Raw genomic sequence first — 15,280 nt, 5'->3', positions numbered from 1 at the left:
CGGCCGGTCGTGGCGTTCGACGACCTGCAGCACCCCGCAGCACCCTGCTCCACCGGAAGGACCCCCCGTGGCCAACAACGGCGCCCGCAACGGCACCACCCGCACCCTCCAGACCGTCAAGGACGACGACGGCACCGTCACCTCCCGCGTGCGGCGCACGGTGCTGCCGAGCGGGCTGCGGATCGTGACCGAGCAGATGGCCGGCTCCCGCTCGGCGAGCATCGGCGTGTGGGTCAACGTGGGCTCGCGCGACGAGTCGCCGACGCTCCACGGCTGCTCGCACTTCCTCGAGCACCTGCTCTTCAAGGGAACGCCGGAACGGTCCGCGATGGACATCTCGGTGGCCCTCGACGCGGTGGGCGGTGAGTTCAACGCCTTCACCACCAAGGAGTACACGGTCTTCCACGCGCGGGTCCTCGACGAGGACCTCGCCACGGCCGTTGACGTCCTCGGCGACATGGTCACCGCCTCGACCCTCACCGAGGCCGACGTCGAGGCCGAGCGCGACGTCATCCTCGACGAGATCGCCATGCACGACGACGACCCCGACGACGTCGTGCACAACCTCTTCGCCACCCAGGCGTGGGGCGAGACCCCCCTGGGACGGCCCATCGCCGGCACCGAGGCGTCGATCACCGCGATGACGCGCGCGCAGATCCACCGCTTCTACCGCCGCCACTACCGCCCCGACAACATGGTCGTCTCGGTCGCCGGCAACGTCGACCACACGGCCGTCGTGCGCCAGGTCGTCGCGGCCTTCGGGCGCGGCGGCTTCCTCGACACCGACGCCGACCCGGCCCCGACCAACCAGTCCGAGAAGGCGCGCCGGGTGCACCCCGGCGAGTCCCGGACGGTGCGCCCCCAGGAACAGGTCAACCTGGTCCTCGGGGTCAAGGGCCTGACCCGCACCGACCCGCGGCGCTACACCCTGGGCGTGCTCAACACCGCGCTCGGTGGTGGCACCTCGTCGCGCCTCTTCCAGGAGGTCCGCGAGCACCGGGGGCTGGCGTACTCGGTCTACTCCTTCGCCACCCACCACGCCGACGCCGGCCTGGTGGGCGTGTCGGTGGGCTGCCTGCCCAGCAAGTACGACGCCGTCCTGGAGACGGTGCGTGCCGAGCTCGCGAAGGTCGCGGCGGAGGGCATCACCGCCGACGAGCTCGAGCGCGGCAAGGGCCAGCTCAAGGGCGGCCTCGTGCTCGGGCTCGAGGACTCCGGCTCGCGGATGTCACGCATCGGCAAGGCCGAGCTCGTCTTCGACGAGCTGCTCAGCATCGACGAGGTCGTACGACGCATCGAGGCCGTGACGCTCGCCGACGTCACCGAGCTGGCCCGCGACCTCTTCACGCAGCCTGAGCTGCTCGCGGTCGTGGGTCCGACGGCCTGACCTCCGGCAGGGGACGTCGGGCCGGCCGCGTCGCGACCAGCACGCCCGCGACGACGAGCACGGCCCCGACGGCCTCGCCGGTGCCGATCCCCTCGCCGAGCACCAGCCAGGCGGCGCTCATCCCGACCACGGGCACCAGCATCGAGAACGGCGCCACCGTGCCGGCAGGGTGGCGCGCCAGCAGCCAGGTCCAGATGCCCGAGCCGAGCACCGTGCCGACCAGCACGGTGTACGCCAGGCCGGCAAGCGCGGACGGCGCGTCGGGGGAGCCCCACGAGGTGAGGGAGCCCGCGATGCGGGACGGTCCCTCGACCAGGAGCGAGAGGGCGAGCATCGGCACGACCGGGACCACCGACATCCACAGGGTGAGGTGGAGGGGCTCCGGGGCCCTGGCCTGAGCCGAGCACAGGTTGCCGATGGCCCACGAGAGACCACCGGCGAGCACCAGGACGAACGGCCAGAACGCCGCCGGCCCGTCCAGGCGCTGCCAGCCCACCACGGCGAGGCCGACGACCGCGACCGCGACGCCGGACCCGGCGCGGAGCGTCAGCGGGTGGCGCAGCAGCACGCCCGCGAGCACGACGGTGAAGGGCGCGGACGCCTGCAGGACGAGCGACGACAGCCCGACCGGCATGCCGGCTGCCATGCCCCAGTAGAGGAACAGGAACTGGAACGTGCCGAACCCGAGCCCGTAGCCGACCAGCCACCGCAGCGGCACCCGTGGGAACGGCACGAGGAGCACCGTCGGCACGGCGATCAGCGCGAAGCGCAGCGCCACCAGGAAGAACGGCGGGAAGAGCTGGAGGGAGGCGTCGATCGCGAGGAAGTTGAGGCCCCAGCAGGCGGCGACGAGGGCTGCGAGCAGCCGGTGGCGGGTGGGCATGCGACCACTGTCGACGGTGTGGTCCTGAAGGACAAGCGAAACTTCCTACGGTGACTAAGTAGGCTGGCTACATGGACGTACGGCACCTCGACCTGCTGCGGGAGCTCGACGCCCGGGGCAGCGTCACGGCGGTCGCCGCTGCGACCCACCGCACCCCGTCGGCGGTCTCGCAGCAGCTGCGGACCGCGGAACGGTCGTTCGGGGCGGCGCTCGTCGAGCCCCACGGGCGCGGGGTGCGGCTGACCGACGCCGGGAAGGTGCTGGCCGCCGCCGGCCGCGACGTCGCCGTCGCGCTCTCCGAGGCGCAGGCGCGGTGGGAGGAGTTCCACGGCACGGCGGCGGGCACGGTCTCGGTCGCCGCGCTCCCGAGCGCCGCCACGTTCCTGCTGCCCGGGGTGCTGCGGGCGCTCGCGGACGAGCCGATCGAGGTCGTGTGCACCGACGTGGACATCGCGGAGGCGGCCTACGCCGGGCGGGCCGTCGACCACGACATCGTCATCGCGCACAGCCTCACCCGCGCGACCGTGCGCGACGACGGCCTGCTGGTGCACCAGCTCGTCCGCGAGCCGCTCGACATCGCCATGGCCGCGGGTCATCCGCTGGCCACCCGGGCCACCGTGACGCCCGAGGACGTGGTCGCGTGGCCGTGGATCGGCGTGCCTCTGGGCTACCCGTTCGACGACGTCAGGCTCGCGGTCGAGGAGGCCACCGGTCGCCGCGTCGAGGTGCGCCAGCGGGTGCGCGACAACCGCCTGGTCGAGGCGCTGGTCGCGGCAGGGGAGCACGTCGCCGTGCTGCCGCGCTTCACCGCGCCCGCGGGCGAGGAGGTCGTGCTGCGCCCGCTGACCGGGGTGACGTCGGGTCGCCACGTCTGCGCGATCCTGCGTCCCGACCGGGCGCGACGCCTGGCCGTGCGCCGGGTGCTGGAGGCGCTCGTCGAGGTGGCCGCCGGCTTCGCGGTCAGCGGCGGGCGATGAGCCCGATGACCGGGGGAGCCTTCTGCTCCACGACGCTGACCCGGAAGCCGCCGCGCAGGAGGTTCTCGGAAGCCTTCTTGACGATGTTGGGCACCAGCTCGGGACGCGCGGCCTCGTAGAAGAGGTAGACGGCGCCGCCCGGCACGACCCGCTCGTGGAGCAGGGCGATCTCGTCGTCGCACTCCCGCACCCAGAACAGGTTGACGTTGAAGGCGAAGACCTTGTTGAGCCGCTTCACCGGCACCCGCAGGGTCGCCAGGTCGATCTGGCGCACCACGAGGCGCCCGGAGTCGACGTGCTGCTGGTTGCGGCGCTTGGTGCGGTCGACGCCCGACTCCGAGCGGTCGATCGCGAACAGCTTGCCGGTCTCGAGGCGGGCGCAGATCGCCTCCGCGCCGGCGCCGGGACCGCAGCCGATCTCCAGGACCTGGTCGCCCGGCTGGACGTCCATGAGGTCGACGGCCCACTTGATGCGCGGCGGGATGGTCGAGATCGGCATGGGCACCAGCCTGCCAGACGCGGGTCTGCCCGTCAGCCACCGCCACCCTGTCGTCACCGACCACGCGACGTACGGCGATAGGTTGGCGCCCGTGAGCACCTCCGAGCGACCCGAGCCCGAGACCGACGCCGCCGGCCCCACCCGGGTCGGCGTCCTGGGCGCCCACGGCAGGCTGGGCAGCGAGGTGTGCCGCGCCGTCGAGGCCGCCGACGACCTCGAGCTCGCCGCCCGCGTCGGCTCCGGCGACGACGTCGAGGAGCTGGTCCGCGCCGGCGTCCAGGTGGTGGTCGACGTGACCCACCCCGACGTCGTGATGGACCACCTCCGCTTCTGCGTCGAGCACGGCATCCACGCGGTCGTGGGCACCACGGGGTTCGACGACGCCCGGCTCGCGCAGCTGCAGGAGTGGCTCGACGCCTCGCCCGGGACCGGCGTGCTGGTCGCCCCCAACTTCTCCGTCGGCGCGATCTTGATGATGCGCTTCGCCGCGCAGGCGGCCCGCTTCTTCGAGTCGGTCGAGGTGGTCGAGCTGCACCACCCCGACAAGGCCGACGCCCCGTCCGGCACCGCCGCCCGCACCGCCCGCCTGGTCGCCGAGGCGCGCCGCGAGGCCGGGTGCCCGCCGATGCCCGACGCCACCTCGTCGGGCCCGGAGGGGGCGCGCGGCGCCGACGTCGACGGCGTACGGGTGCACAGCCTGCGCGTGCGCGGGCTGGTCGCGCACCAGGAGGTCGTGCTCGGGGCGCCGGGGGAGACGCTGACCATCCGCCACGACTCGCTCGACCGGGTCTCCTTCGCCCCCGGTGCGCTGCTGGGGGTGCGCCGGATCAGCGGCCGTCCGGGCCTCACCGTCGGGCTCGAGGAGCTGCTCGACCTCGGCTGACCCGCAACGGGGCGTGACCCCGGGGCGACCCCGCTCGTTGGCGTGGTGTGACCGAGACCCACTCGGGGGTCCGGCTCCCCACTGGAGGTACACCCATGCGCAGAACCGCAGGACTCGCCGCGCTCGCCGTCGCCGCCGCCACGGCAGCCGCGCTGCCGATGACGGCCGCGACCAGTGCCACCGGCGGCACCCCCGCCGCCCGCGCCGACGTCGTCACCGACGCCCTCGCCGCGCTGCAGCAGCACCCGGGGGCGGCCCGTGACGCCGCCGGTCAGCGGTTCGTGGCCCGCACCACGGTCGTCGACCCCGACGGCAGCAGCCACGTGCGGTTCGACCGCACCCTCGACGGGCTGCGGGTCGTCGGCGGCGACCTCGTGGTGCACCGCGACGCGCAGCAGGGGTGGGACGGCGTCAGCCAGACCCTCGCGGCGCCGCTGACCCTCGGCACCGAGGCCGCCGTCACCCGCGCCGCCGCGACCCGCACCGTGCTGGCACGCGGCGCCCTGACCCGCGCGGTGACCGGCGACGACACGGCGCAGAGCAGGGAGCTCGTCGTCGACGCGACCGGGACGGCTCCGCGGCTCGCCTGGGAGGTCGTCACGGGCGGCACGCAGGCCGACGGCACCCCCTCGCGGCTCGCGACCTACGTCGACGCGCGGACCGGGCAGGTGATCCGTGCCGAGGAGCAGGTCGTCACCGTCGACGGGCAGGGCCAGACCCTCTACAGCGGCACGGTCCCGCTGAGCGTGACGCCGTCGGGATCGACGTACCAGCTCAGGAATGCAGGCGTCCGGGGCGGCACCTACACGACCGACATGAAGAACGCCGAGGACTCGATCCTGTGCCAGCTCCTCGGCTCGGGCTGCGCCACGGGCACGCAGGTCACCTCGACCACGACGACCTTCGGCAACGGCTCGAGCACCGACCGCGCCACGGCCGCCGCCGACGCGCAGTACGGCAGCAACGAGACGTGGGACTACTTCCAGGCCGTCCACGGCCGCAACGGCATCTTCGGCACCGGCAAGGGGTCCTACAACCGGGTCCACTACGGGCAGGACTACGTCAACGCGTTCTGGGACGGCACCAAGATGACCTACGGCGACGGCGACGGGGTCAGCTACGGCCCGCTGGTCTCCCTCGACGTCGCCGGCCACGAGATGTCCCACGGAGTCACGGAGAACTCGGCCGGCCTGACGTACTCGGGTGAGTCGGGTGGCCTCAACGAGGCCACGTCCGACATCTTCGGCACGATGGTCGAGTTCTACGCCGCCAACCCCCACGACCCGGCCGACTACCTCATCGGCGAGCAGTTCGACCTGAAGGACCACGTCGGCTTCCGTCGCATGGACCGGCCGTCCTCGGACGGCTCGTCGCTCGACTGCTGGAGCAGCGCGGCCAAGAACGTCGACGTGCACTACTCCTCGGGCATCGGCAACCACTTCTTCTACCTGCTGGCCGAGGGCAGCGGCGCGAAGACGATCAACGGCGTCGCGCACGACAGCGCGACCTGCAACGGCTCGACGGTCACCGGCATCGGCCGCGACGCCGCGGCGCGGATCTGGTACCGGGCGCTGACGGTCTACATGACCTCCGGCACCACCTACGCCGGAGCCCGCACCGCGACCCTCAGCGCCGCGAAGGACCTCTTCGGCGCCACCAGCGCGCAGTACGCCGCTGTGGGCGCGGCCTGGAGCGCGGTCTCGGTCGGCTGACCGCACCTCGGCCCGGTGGGGGCGTCAGACGAGGCGGGCCAGTGCCGCCACGACCGACGCCCCCACCACCACGACGAGGAAGGGCGCGCGCAGCAGCAGCGCCACGACCGCGAAGGCCAGCGCCAGCGCGCGGGCGTCGAGGACCAGCGCCGGGCCGTCGGCGAAGACCTGCACCGCCACCAGCGCCGCGAGCAGCGCCACCGGGATCAGGTCGGCGACCCGCTCCACCGTCGGGTGGGCGAGCACCCGCTCCGGGAGGGAGAGCCCCGCCAGCTTGAGCAGGTAGCAGCCCACCCCGGCGAGCACGACGGCGGCCCACATCAGCTGTGACCCCCGGTGCCGCCCGGGCCCGGCTCCCCACTCGGGTCCTGTCCGCGGGCCAGGACGCCCGCCACCACGGCGACGCCGCCCGCTGCCAGCACGGGCACCCCTGCGGCGGTCACCGGCACGACGCCGAGCGCGACGGCTGCCGCGGCCAGCCCGACGACCACGTTGCGCCGCGACCCCAGTCGCGGCCACAGCAGGGCCAGGAAGGCGGCGCCGACCGCCGCGTCGAGCCCGAAGGTGCGCGGGTCGCCCACCGCCTCGCCGGCGAAGGCGCCCACGGCGGTCGCGACGTTCCACAGCACGAAGACCGACAGGCCGGTGGTGAGGAAACCCAGCCGCACGGCCTCGGTCGAGCCACGGTTGACCGCCATGGCGGTCGACTCGTCGATGAGCACGTGGGCGGCGGCGGCCCGCCGCCAGCCGCGCCACCCCAGCAGCGGCGCCATGCGGAGGCCGTAGAGGGTGTTGCGGGTGCCGAGCAGGAGGGCCGTCGCGGCACCTGACAGGGGCGCGCCGCCGGCCGCCACGACGCCGGCCAGGGCGAACTGGCTGGCACCGGTGAACATCACCAGCGACAGCACGCAGGTCTGCGCGACGCTCAGCCCCGAGGCGACGGCGACCGCACCGAACCCGACGCCGTACGCGCCCGTGGCCATACCGACGGCCAGGCCGTCGCGCACGATCCCGGCACGCGCGTCGGGGGAGAGGGGGGTGTCGCTCACCCGGGCGAGGCTAGTGCGTGGCGCCGGAGGTCAGTGCGTGCGGCGGCGCACGCGGACGGGGCGCGCCTGGCGGTGGTGGAAGTCGTGCACGAGCGCGAACGCCAGGCCGAGGCCGGCCACGGTGCCGACGAGCGCACCGGCGCGCAGGTCGAGCGAGACGCCGGGGTCCACGCCCAGCCAGACGCCGAGGCCGAGGAACACCGCGACGACGGCGAGGACGACGAGGAACCGGTGCAGAGCGGGAAGAGGACCGAGCATGTGCAGAACCCCCGTGCAGGGCCGGCAGAGTAGCCGGCACCCTCCATGGTGACGGTCGTCACTCGAAAATCAAGCACCCGTTGGTGTGGTCCTCGCCCGACCCGCCCGGGAGTGGCCTCAGCCGATCGCGGTGTGCAGCCGGACCTGCTTGACCCGGGTGGCCCCGGTGCCGTCGAGGTCGAGCTCGCGGTGGGCCGTGTCGGCGGCCCAGCCGGCGTCGGTGAGGAAGGTGCGCAGGGTGTCGTCGCCGACGTTGACCCACGTGACGGCGCGCGTGAACCGGTCGGCCGCGAGGGTGTCGACGGCCGCCTGGAGCAGGCGGGAGCCGTGCCCCTTGCCGCGCTCGTCGGGGTCGAGGGTCACCTCGGCGAGCTCGCCGTCGGCGACCGGGTCGGCGTCGGGGTCGGTGGCGGGGGAGGTGAGGGCGAAGCCGACGACGCGGTTGCGCTCGAGCGCCACCAGCACGCGCGCGCGAGCGTCCGCGGGCCGCGAGAGCAGCTGGTGCCACTGACCGGCCACGGCCTCGACGTCATCGGGCAGCACCTCGGCGGGCAGCAGGTCGGCGTAGAGCGCCGGCCACGCCCGCACCTGCAGCGCCGCGATCGCCGGGGCGTCGTCGGCCCAGGCGACCCGGACCGACACGTCGGCGGTAGGACCGCTCATCGGTAGGTCTCGGGGAGCTTCTGCCCGATCTTGACCTGCGCCTTGGGCAGGCGGAGGAACTTCATCTGCAGCGAGCGCATCACGGCGTAGGACGTGGCGCCCTTGAGCGACTGCTCGGGGAAGCGCCGGGTGAGCTCGCGGCGCAGCCGGAAGCGCAGCATCACCACGTCGACGATGATCACCAAGATGGTGGTGAACATGACGGTGTTGCCGACCTGGAGCAGCGTCTGCTTGCCGCTCGAGGTCAGGAGCAGCGAGACGAGCAGCAGCGGCAGCATGAGCTCGATGAAGGAGAACCGCGCGTCGACGTAGTCGCGGATGAAGCGTCGCACGGGGCCGCGGTCACGGGCGGGCAGGAACTTCTCGTCGCCGGTGCGCATCGCCTCGCGCATCTGGCGTGAGGTGTCACCCCGGGCGGAGCGCTGCGCGGCCGCCTGCTCCTTGCGGGTGCGGGGCACGCGGGCACGGGCCCTGGCGGCCGCCTCCGCCTCCTTGCGGGTCGGGGTCGGACGTCCCTTGCCGCCCGCCTTGTCGGCGGTGACGGTGGTGGTCGACTCGGAGCTGGACTCGGAGCTGGAACGACGGAACAACGCGGCTGCCCTCACGTGGATCGGATGCTGGCTGCAGCCTATCGCCCGTCGCGCCGCCGTCCCGCCTCGCCGACGCGGGCACGATGCCCTACCTCCGCCTTGGGTTTGGTCCTAGGGTTGGGGGCACGTCAGCACGGGCGAACCACACGACAGACCAGAGAGGGTCCGCACCCGATGAGTCTCATGAAGCGCATCAGCCTGATCTTCCGGTCCAAGGCCAACACGGCCCTGGACCGGGCCGAGGACCCTCGCGAGACCCTCGACTACAGCTACCAGCGCCAGCTCGAGCTGCTCTCGAAGGTGCGCCGTGGTGTCGCCGACGTCGCCACCAGCCGCAAGCGCGTCGAGCTCCAGGTCAACCAGCTCGAGCAGCAGGCCGCCAAGCTCCAGGGCCAGGCCGAGAAGGCCATCGGTGCCGGCCGCGAGGACCTGGCCCGCGAGGCGCTCACCCGCAAGTCGGGCCTCGCCTCCCAGATCACCAGCCTCAAGGAGCAGCAGGCCACGCTGCAGGGCGAGGAGGAGAAGCTGGTGCTCGCGCAGCAGCGCCTCCAGGCCAAGGTCGAGGCGTTCCGCACGCGCAAGGAGACCATCAAGGCCACCTACACCGCCGCCGAGGCGCAGACGCGCATCGGCGAGGCGATGTCCGGCATCGGCGAGGAGATGGGCGACGTCGGACTGGCGATCCAGCGGGCCGAGGACAAGACCGCGCAGATGCAGGCCCGCGGGCAGGCCATCGACGAGCTGCTCGCCTCCGGCGCGCTCGACGACGCGTCCTCCCTCAACGCCGGCGACGACATCTCGCGCGAGCTCGACGCCCTGAGCTCCACCTCCGACGTCGAGGCCGAGCTGGCCCGGCTCAAGGCCGGCTCGTCGAGCGCCCCCCAGGCCCTCGAGGCCGGTGACGGCGACATCCTCTCGAGCAGCACCGAGGAGCCGGTGCGCCGCGAGTCGGGCGAGGGCGCGTCATGATCGTGCGGATCATGGGGGAGGGCCAGTACGACCTCGACGACCACGCCCTCGACGCCCTCAACGGCCTGGACAACCAGATCGAGACCGCGATCGAGGCCGGCGACGAGGCCATGTTCCGCACGGCGCTCCAGGGGCTGCTGGCCGCGGTGCGCTCCAGCGGCACCCACCACGACCCCGAGTCCCTCGACGAGTCCGACCTCATCCTGCCGCCCCCCGACGCCACGCTCGACGAGGTGCGCGGGCTGCTCGGCGACGACGGCCTGATCCCCGGCTGACCCGCGCGTGGCGACGTCGCGCTTCGTCCGGGACACGGGGCTGACCGCCCGGATGGTCCTGACGATGTTCCTCCTCGGAGGGCTGTTCGTCGCGCTCGTCGTCGTGCTGATGCTCGCCTTCCGCGGGTACTCCGTGCTGATCGCCGCCATCGCGATCGGCATCGCGTTCTACCAGTGGTGGAGCTCTGACACGGTCGCCATGCGGGCCATGCGGGCGCGTGAGGTCACGCGCGAGGAGGCGCCGGAGCTGCACGGCGTGGTCGACCGGCTCTGCGCGCTCGCCGACATGCCCAAGCCGCGCGTGGGCGTGGCCGACCTGGCCGTGCCCAACGCGTTCGCCACCGGGCGCTCGCCCGAGCGGTCCGTGGTGTGCGTGACCACCGGCATCCTGCAGGTCCTCGACGCCCGTGAGCTCGAGGCGGTTCTCGCCCACGAGCTGAGCCACGTCGCCCACCGCGACGTGCTGGTCATGACCGTCGCCTCGTCGGCCGGCATCACGGCCGGCCTGCTGACGCGCTTCGGCCAGCTGGGCGGGATGGGCCGCTCGCGCAGCGCGGGCGCGCTGCCGCTCCTCCTGGTGGCGGTCCTGGGGAGCCTGGTGGTCTACGCCGTGAGCTTCCTGCTGCTGCGCCTGCTGTCGCGCTACCGCGAGCTGAGCGCCGACCGAGCGGGTGCGTACCTGACGCTCGAGCCCGCCGCCCTCGCCTCGGCCCTGCAGCGGATCAGCGGCGAGGTCTCCGCCACGCCGCGGCGCGACCTCCGTGCGGCGAGCGCGGCCAGCGCGCTGTGCATCGTCCCTGCGCTGAGCGGCGGGGTGGGCGGGCTCCTCGCGACCCACCCGCCGCTCCGGCGACGGCTCGAGCAGCTCGCCCGGATCCAGACCGAGCTCAGCCGGCCGGCGGGTTGAGGCGCCAGGTGGGACGGGGAAGGCGCTGATGGGGCTCTGGGACGTGGTGCGCGGGCGTTCGAGGGCGCCCCGCAACGACCTCGACGCGCTCTTCCACGTGCCGAGCGCCGCCGTGACACTGGAGACGACCCTCGGCTTCACGCCCACCGGGCAGGCGTCCGTCTGCTACCGGCCGGCGGCGGGGGCCGGGTTCGCCGACGCGCAGGCCGACGTCGTCGCGCTGCTGCGCGCGGACGCCGACGCACCCGCGGTCGGGGTCGAGCTCGACGGCTACGGTTTCACCTGGCTGGTGGTCACCGGCGAGCCGTCCGACGTCGCCGGCCTGTGCACCGACCTCCACGCGGTCAACACCACGCTCGAGCAGCACGGCTTCGCCGCCGGGCTGCTCTGCTCGCTGGTGCCGTTCGTCGACCGGGCCGGACGAAGGTTCGGGCTGACCTACCTCTACAAGCAGGGCACGTTCTACCCGTTCGCACCGTGCGGGGACCAGGAGCGTGACACGCTGCTCGAGCTGTCCGTGCGTGACGTCCTGGAGGAGGAGCTGCCGATGGAGCCCGACCTGCAACGCTGGCTTGCCGTGTGGAAGGCTCCGGGACTGTGAGCGCCGACGACACCCGCACCCCCGAGCAGCGGCAGCTCGACCAGCGTCGCGACCGCCTGATCGGGGCCTACCGCGCGACCGACGGCCAGCCACGCCGTGAGCTCACCGCCCTGGTCGACCTCGCCGCCCAGGTGGCGGGCGTGCCCTACGCCGTGGTCAACCTGCTCACCAGCAACCTGCAGCACCAGGTGGCCACGACCGGCTTCACCGGCCAGGACTCGCCCCGCGGGGACTCGATGTGCCGCACGGTGGTCGACAGCGGCGAGCCGGTCATGGTCGAGGACGCGAGCCTGGACGCGCGGTACTCCGACAACCCGTGGACGACCGGCGAGCTGGCCGACGTGAAGTTCTACGGCTCCCACCCGCTGCGCACCCCCGAGGGCGTCGTGATCGGCACGCTGTGCGTCTTCGACGACGAGGCCCACCCGGTCACCGCCGAGTCCACCGACGGCCTCGCGAGGCTGGCTGACCGCGTCGTCGACGTGCTCGAGCTCGAGCTGACCTCCCGCCGCCTCACCGAGGCCAACGCGCGGCTCAGCCAGTCCAACGAGCGCCTGGCGCACTTCGCCGGGCAGGTGACCCACGACCTGAAGAACCCGCTCACCTCCATATCGCTCTCGCTCGAGGCGCTGGAGATGGACGTGACCGACCCCTACCTCGTCGACACCGTCGCCCGGGCGCGCCGCGGCGTGGACCGGATGACCGACATGATCAACCACCTCCTCGAGTTCGCCTCCCAGGGCTCGGTGCCCGGCGACGACGAGGTCGACCTCGCGGTGGAGATGGAGACGGTCCTCGACGACGTCGCCGGCCGGGTGTCGCGCGACGCGGTCGAGGTCCGCGACCTGCCGGTCGTGCGCGGCGACGCGGTGCAGCTGCGCGCCGTCCTGATGAACCTGGTCGACAACGCCGCCAAGTTCACCGAGCCCGGCGAGGAGCCCGACATCGAGGTCGTCGGCACCACGACCGACGACGGCCTGCCGCGGATCGAGGTCCGCGACCGCGGCCGCGGCGTCCCCGACGACAAGCGCGAGCGCGTCTTCGCGCCCCTGGCCCGCCTCGACAAGACCGTCGAGGGATCGGGCCTGGGTCTGGCCACGTGCCGCCGCGTCATCGAGTCGCACGGCGGCGTGATCGGCGTGGACCCGCGCGAGGGCGGCGGATCGGTGTTCTGGTTCGAGCTCCCGGGCCTCTGACGGGCCTGCAGGTCAGGGCAGGCGGGCCTGCTTCATCTGTCGCGAGGCGTAGACGTTGCCGATGACGGTGCCGTCGAGCCACGCGGTCAGCCGCGCGGCCTCCACCTCCAGCGCCGCCCGCCCGCCGGGACCGACGTCCTCGAGCAGGGAGAGCCGCACCACGCCCTCGTCGTCCTGCACCCAGCAACCGACGATCCGCCCGTCCCACCAGGCCGTCGTGCCGGCGTTGCCGTTGGTGTCGAAGAGGTACGGCACGTGGGCGGGGTCGAGGTAGAACTCGCGACCGCGCCAGCCCATCACCGTCGGGTCGAGCGTCGGCAGGAGCGCCGCCCACGGCTCCACCGGCCCGACGTCGTCGGTGTCGAGCGGGTGCAGCCAGCCGGTCGCACCGTCGTCGAGGACGACCTCGACCGCCCCGACGTCGGCCAGCGCACGGGTCACCGCGGTCTTGGTGGAGCCGAGCCACCACTGCAGGTCGGCGACCGTCCCGGGACCGAAGGTGCGCAGCCACGCCCCGACCAGCTCGGCGTACCCGGCCGCCTCGTCGAGCGGCTCGGGGACGGTGCCGAGCCAGTCGGCCGTCGTCGTCCAGGTCGGCTTGTTGAGGCGCCAGTGCCCGGCGTTGCGACCGCGGACCGCCCGCCCGTCGAGGCCGAGGGTGGTCAGCACCCACGGCGCCACCGGGGTCGGCCGGTCGTAGGGCTTGTCCGTCGTCCCCCCGACCATCCCGGCCAGCTCCGGCACCTCGGCCCGGAGCTCGGCCGTCGTGGCCGGACCGGCCGCCAGCCGCGCGAGCGTCGCGTCACACGCGGCGTCGAGCCAGGCCTCGCCGTCGTCGGCGATGCCCGCACCCGCGATCGCCTTGGCGATGCGCTTGCGCTCCGCGGTCGCCACCCGGGCCGACGCGCTGCCCCACGCGGCAGGCAGCAGGTCGCGGGGGAAGACGAACAGCGTGCGTCGCATCGCCAGCTGCTTGACCACCTGCCGGGAGTCGTGGAGGGCGGCGTCGACGTCCTCGGGTCCGACGCCCTCGGTGCGTGCGGCGACCGCGAGGTGCACGGTGGCCGCCTCCGTGGCGTGCAGGACGGTCATCGCGCGCGTGACGGCCTCGACGTCGCCGAGGCGGTGGGCCGGCGCGAGCGCATGGCGCACGGCGATCCGGCTGCGCCGCTCCGCGTCGGTGACGTGCCGCACGGCCACCGCGCTCAGTCCTTGTGGGACGTGCCGGGCAGGTCGAGCATGCGCTGCAGCGCCACGAGCGCCTCCGCCTCGGTCTCGGGGTCGACGGTGACCTGGTTGACGACGGTGCCGGCGACCAGGCTCTCGAGGGCCCAGACGAGGTGGGGGAGGTCGATGCGGTTCATCGTCGAGCAGTAGCAGACGTTGCGGTCGAGGAAGACGATCGACTTGTCGGGGTGGGCGTCGGCGAGGCGCTTGACCAGGTTGAGCTCGGTGCCGACCGCCCACACCGACCCGGGCTCGGCGGCCTCGATGGTCTTGATGATGAACTCGGTGGAGCCGACGAGGTCGGCCTTGAGGACGACCTCGTGGCGGCACTCGGGGTGGACCAGCACCGTGATGCCGGGGTGCTGCGCGCGCAGCTCGTCGACGACGTCCTCGGAGAAGCGGCCGTGGACCGAGCAGTGGCCCTTCCACAGGATCATCCGTGCGCGGCGGAGCTCGTCGGGGGTGAGACCGCCGTGGGGCTGGTGCGGGTCCCAGACCACGCACTCCTCGAGCGCGATGCCCATCTGCAGCACCGCGGTGTTGCGGCCGAGGTGCTGGTCGGGGAGGAACAGCACCTTGGCGCCGCCCGCCGCGTCCGGCTTCTGGTCGAACGCCCACGCGAGCGCCACGTCGGCGTTGGAGGAGGTGCAGACCGTCCCCCCGTTGCGGCCGCAGAAGGCCTTGATGTCGGCGCTGGAGTTCATGTAGGTCACGGGCACGACGACGTCCTGGACGCCGGCGTCGGCGAGCGCGTCCCACGCGTCCTCCACCTGCCGCAGGCGGGCCATGTCGGCCATCGAGCAGCCGGCGGCCAGGTCGGGGAGCACCACCCGCTGGGCCGGTGAGGTGAGGATGTCGGCCGACTCGGCCATGAAGTGCACGCCGCAGAACACGATGAACTCCGCGCCGGGACGCGCCGCGGCGTCGCGCGCGAGCTTGAAGGAGTCGCCCGTCACGTCGGCGAACTGGATGACCTCGTCGCGCTGGTAGTGGTGGCCCAGCACGAAGACGCGCTCGCCGAGGGCATCCTTCGCGGCACGCGCACGCGCGACCAGGTCGGGGTCGGAGGCCGCGGGCAGGTCGCCGGGGCACTCCACGCCGCGCTCCGCGTCGAGGTCACGGCCCTTGCCGAGGGGGAGGAGCGGCAGGTCGACGAGACTCATGGGCTCATCCTAGGGAGGGTCGCCGACAGCAGCGCAGCAGT

At 73.4% G+C, this 15,280-nt stretch carries 18 protein-coding genes; 9 read left to right on the top strand and 9 right to left on the bottom strand.

The window, feature by feature from the left end:
• The first annotated feature begins 67 nt into the window (after positions 1-67).
• Positions 68-1,387 carry a M16 family metallopeptidase gene (locus tag ACFFJG_RS02775; protein WP_378517084.1) on the top strand — a complete coding sequence of 440 codons (1,320 nt, stop codon included), beginning with the start codon at positions 68-70 and terminating at the stop codon, positions 1,385-1,387.
• Here ACFFJG_RS02775 and ACFFJG_RS02770 read toward each other — a convergent pair.
• A complete protein-coding gene (locus ACFFJG_RS02770; protein ID WP_378517083.1) occupies positions 1,344-2,270 on the bottom strand; it encodes an EamA family transporter in 927 nt (308 codons plus the stop codon). The genes ACFFJG_RS02775 and ACFFJG_RS02770 overlap by 44 nt on opposite strands.
• Before the next feature lie 71 nt (positions 2,271-2,341).
• On the opposite strand from ACFFJG_RS02770, the gene ACFFJG_RS02765 reads away from it, so the two are divergent.
• Positions 2,342-3,247, top strand: a complete 906-nt coding sequence (locus ACFFJG_RS02765; protein WP_378517082.1) for a LysR family transcriptional regulator — start codon at positions 2,342-2,344, stop codon at positions 3,245-3,247.
• Here the strand turns inward: ACFFJG_RS02765 and ACFFJG_RS02760 are convergent.
• Positions 3,231-3,746: a class I SAM-dependent methyltransferase gene (locus tag ACFFJG_RS02760; RefSeq protein ID WP_378517081.1), complete on the bottom strand. Its 516-nt coding sequence runs from the start codon at positions 3,744-3,746 to the stop codon at positions 3,231-3,233. The two genes, ACFFJG_RS02765 and ACFFJG_RS02760, sit on opposite strands and share 17 nt — an antisense overlap.
• 91 nt (positions 3,747-3,837) lie before the next feature.
• On the opposite strand from ACFFJG_RS02760, the gene dapB reads away from it, so the two are divergent.
• The gene (gene dapB / locus ACFFJG_RS02755; RefSeq protein ID WP_378517080.1) at positions 3,838-4,629 is read left to right on the top strand and encodes a 4-hydroxy-tetrahydrodipicolinate reductase; all 792 of its coding nucleotides are present in this window, start codon (positions 3,838-3,840) and stop codon (positions 4,627-4,629) included.
• A gap of 95 nt (positions 4,630-4,724) precedes the next feature.
• A complete protein-coding gene (locus tag ACFFJG_RS02750) occupies positions 4,725-6,341 on the top strand; it encodes a M4 family metallopeptidase (protein WP_378517079.1) in 1,617 nt (538 codons plus the stop codon).
• Positions 6,342-6,365: 24 nt separating this feature from the next.
• Here the strand turns inward: ACFFJG_RS02750 and ACFFJG_RS02745 are convergent, their stop codons facing one another.
• The 5 genes from ACFFJG_RS02745 to ACFFJG_RS02725 all read right to left on the bottom strand — a co-directional run bounded on the left by ACFFJG_RS02745 (position 6,366) and on the right by ACFFJG_RS02725 (position 8,901).
• Positions 6,366-6,662, bottom strand: a complete 297-nt coding sequence (locus ACFFJG_RS02745) for an AzlD domain-containing protein (protein WP_378517078.1) — start codon at positions 6,660-6,662, stop codon at positions 6,366-6,368.
• Positions 6,662-7,390 (bottom strand): AzlC family ABC transporter permease, encoded by a 729-nt coding sequence (locus ACFFJG_RS02740; RefSeq protein WP_378517077.1) that lies wholly within the window; start codon positions 7,388-7,390, stop codon positions 6,662-6,664. Before ACFFJG_RS02740 ends, ACFFJG_RS02745 begins: the two co-directional genes overlap by 1 nt.
• Before the next feature lie 30 nt (positions 7,391-7,420).
• A complete protein-coding gene (locus ACFFJG_RS02735; RefSeq protein ID WP_378517076.1) occupies positions 7,421-7,648 on the bottom strand; it encodes a hypothetical protein in 228 nt (75 codons plus the stop codon).
• A 117-nt stretch (positions 7,649-7,765) separates the two neighbouring features.
• Complete coding sequence (locus ACFFJG_RS02730; RefSeq protein WP_378517075.1) at positions 7,766-8,311, bottom strand: GNAT family N-acetyltransferase; 546 nt, start codon at positions 8,309-8,311, stop codon at positions 7,766-7,768.
• Positions 8,308-8,901: a DUF3043 domain-containing protein gene (locus ACFFJG_RS02725; protein WP_378517074.1), complete on the bottom strand. Its 594-nt coding sequence runs from the start codon at positions 8,899-8,901 to the stop codon at positions 8,308-8,310. The genes ACFFJG_RS02730 and ACFFJG_RS02725 overlap by 4 nt, the downstream gene beginning before the upstream one ends.
• Before the next feature lie 174 nt (positions 8,902-9,075).
• Here ACFFJG_RS02725 and ACFFJG_RS02720 point away from each other — a divergent pair, with 174 nt between their 5' ends.
• The 5 genes from ACFFJG_RS02720 to ACFFJG_RS02700 are packed head-to-tail and all read left to right on the top strand — an operon-like array spanning position 9,076 to position 12,849.
• On the top strand, positions 9,076-9,870 hold the full coding sequence (locus ACFFJG_RS02720; RefSeq protein ID WP_378517073.1) for a PspA/IM30 family protein: 795 nt from the start codon (positions 9,076-9,078) through the stop codon (positions 9,868-9,870).
• The gene (pspAA, locus tag ACFFJG_RS02715) at positions 9,867-10,145 is read left to right on the top strand and encodes a PspA-associated protein PspAA (RefSeq protein WP_378517072.1); all 279 of its coding nucleotides are present in this window, start codon (positions 9,867-9,869) and stop codon (positions 10,143-10,145) included. The genes ACFFJG_RS02720 and pspAA overlap by 4 nt, the downstream gene beginning before the upstream one ends.
• A gap of 7 nt (positions 10,146-10,152) precedes the next feature.
• Positions 10,153-11,052 (top strand): zinc metalloprotease HtpX, encoded by a 900-nt coding sequence (gene htpX, locus ACFFJG_RS02710; protein ID WP_378517071.1) that lies wholly within the window; start codon positions 10,153-10,155, stop codon positions 11,050-11,052.
• 28 nt (positions 11,053-11,080) lie between these two features.
• Entirely contained in the window at positions 11,081-11,653 is a 573-nt protein-coding gene (gene pspAB / locus ACFFJG_RS02705; protein WP_378517070.1) for a PspA-associated protein PspAB, read from the top strand.
• Positions 11,650-12,849 carry a sensor histidine kinase gene (locus tag ACFFJG_RS02700; RefSeq protein WP_378517069.1) on the top strand — a complete coding sequence of 400 codons (1,200 nt, stop codon included), beginning with the start codon at positions 11,650-11,652 and terminating at the stop codon, positions 12,847-12,849. Before pspAB ends, ACFFJG_RS02700 begins: the two co-directional genes overlap by 4 nt.
• Before the next feature lie 12 nt (positions 12,850-12,861).
• On the opposite strand, the gene ACFFJG_RS02695 is transcribed toward ACFFJG_RS02700, so the two are convergent.
• On the bottom strand, positions 12,862-14,049 hold the full coding sequence (locus ACFFJG_RS02695) for a winged helix DNA-binding domain-containing protein (protein WP_378517068.1): 1,188 nt from the start codon (positions 14,047-14,049) through the stop codon (positions 12,862-12,864).
• A gap of 5 nt (positions 14,050-14,054) precedes the next feature.
• Entirely contained in the window at positions 14,055-15,239 is a 1,185-nt protein-coding gene (gene nadA / locus ACFFJG_RS02690; protein WP_378517067.1) for a quinolinate synthase NadA, read from the bottom strand.
• Positions 15,240-15,280 lie beyond the last annotated feature (41 nt).

This window comes from Nocardioides zeicaulis, assembly GCF_042432345.1.
Lineage (GTDB): Bacteria > Actinomycetota > Actinomycetes > Propionibacteriales > Nocardioidaceae > Nocardioides > Nocardioides zeicaulis.
The sequence above is the reverse complement of the archived record's forward strand: the minus strand, read 5'-3'. Positions and strand labels throughout refer to the sequence as shown.

What these genes read in the sequence shown, in the direction of transcription:
- ACFFJG_RS02770 (WP_378517083.1), bottom strand. Translation starts at nt 2,270, where the DNA reads ATGCCCACCCGCCACCGGCTGCTCGCAGCCCTCGTCGCCGCCTGCTGG.
- ACFFJG_RS02765 (WP_378517082.1), top strand. Translation starts at nt 2,342, where the DNA reads ATGGACGTACGGCACCTCGACCTGCTGCGGGAGCTCGACGCCCGGGGC.
- ACFFJG_RS02760 (WP_378517081.1), bottom strand. Translation starts at nt 3,746, where the DNA reads ATGCCGATCTCGACCATCCCGCCGCGCATCAAGTGGGCCGTCGACCTC.
- ACFFJG_RS02750 (WP_378517079.1), top strand. Translation starts at nt 4,725, where the DNA reads ATGCGCAGAACCGCAGGACTCGCCGCGCTCGCCGTCGCCGCCGCCACG.
- ACFFJG_RS02745 (WP_378517078.1), bottom strand. Translation starts at nt 6,662, where the DNA reads ATGTGGGCCGCCGTCGTGCTCGCCGGGGTGGGCTGCTACCTGCTCAAG.
- ACFFJG_RS02735 (WP_378517076.1), bottom strand. Translation starts at nt 7,648, where the DNA reads ATGCTCGGTCCTCTTCCCGCTCTGCACCGGTTCCTCGTCGTCCTCGCC.
- ACFFJG_RS02730 (WP_378517075.1), bottom strand. Translation starts at nt 8,311, where the DNA reads ATGAGCGGTCCTACCGCCGACGTGTCGGTCCGGGTCGCCTGGGCCGAC.
- ACFFJG_RS02720 (WP_378517073.1), top strand. Translation starts at nt 9,076, where the DNA reads ATGAGTCTCATGAAGCGCATCAGCCTGATCTTCCGGTCCAAGGCCAAC.
- pspAA (WP_378517072.1), top strand. Translation starts at nt 9,867, where the DNA reads ATGATCGTGCGGATCATGGGGGAGGGCCAGTACGACCTCGACGACCAC.
- pspAB (WP_378517070.1), top strand. Translation starts at nt 11,081, where the DNA reads ATGGGGCTCTGGGACGTGGTGCGCGGGCGTTCGAGGGCGCCCCGCAAC.
- nadA (WP_378517067.1), bottom strand. Translation starts at nt 15,239, where the DNA reads ATGAGTCTCGTCGACCTGCCGCTCCTCCCCCTCGGCAAGGGCCGTGAC.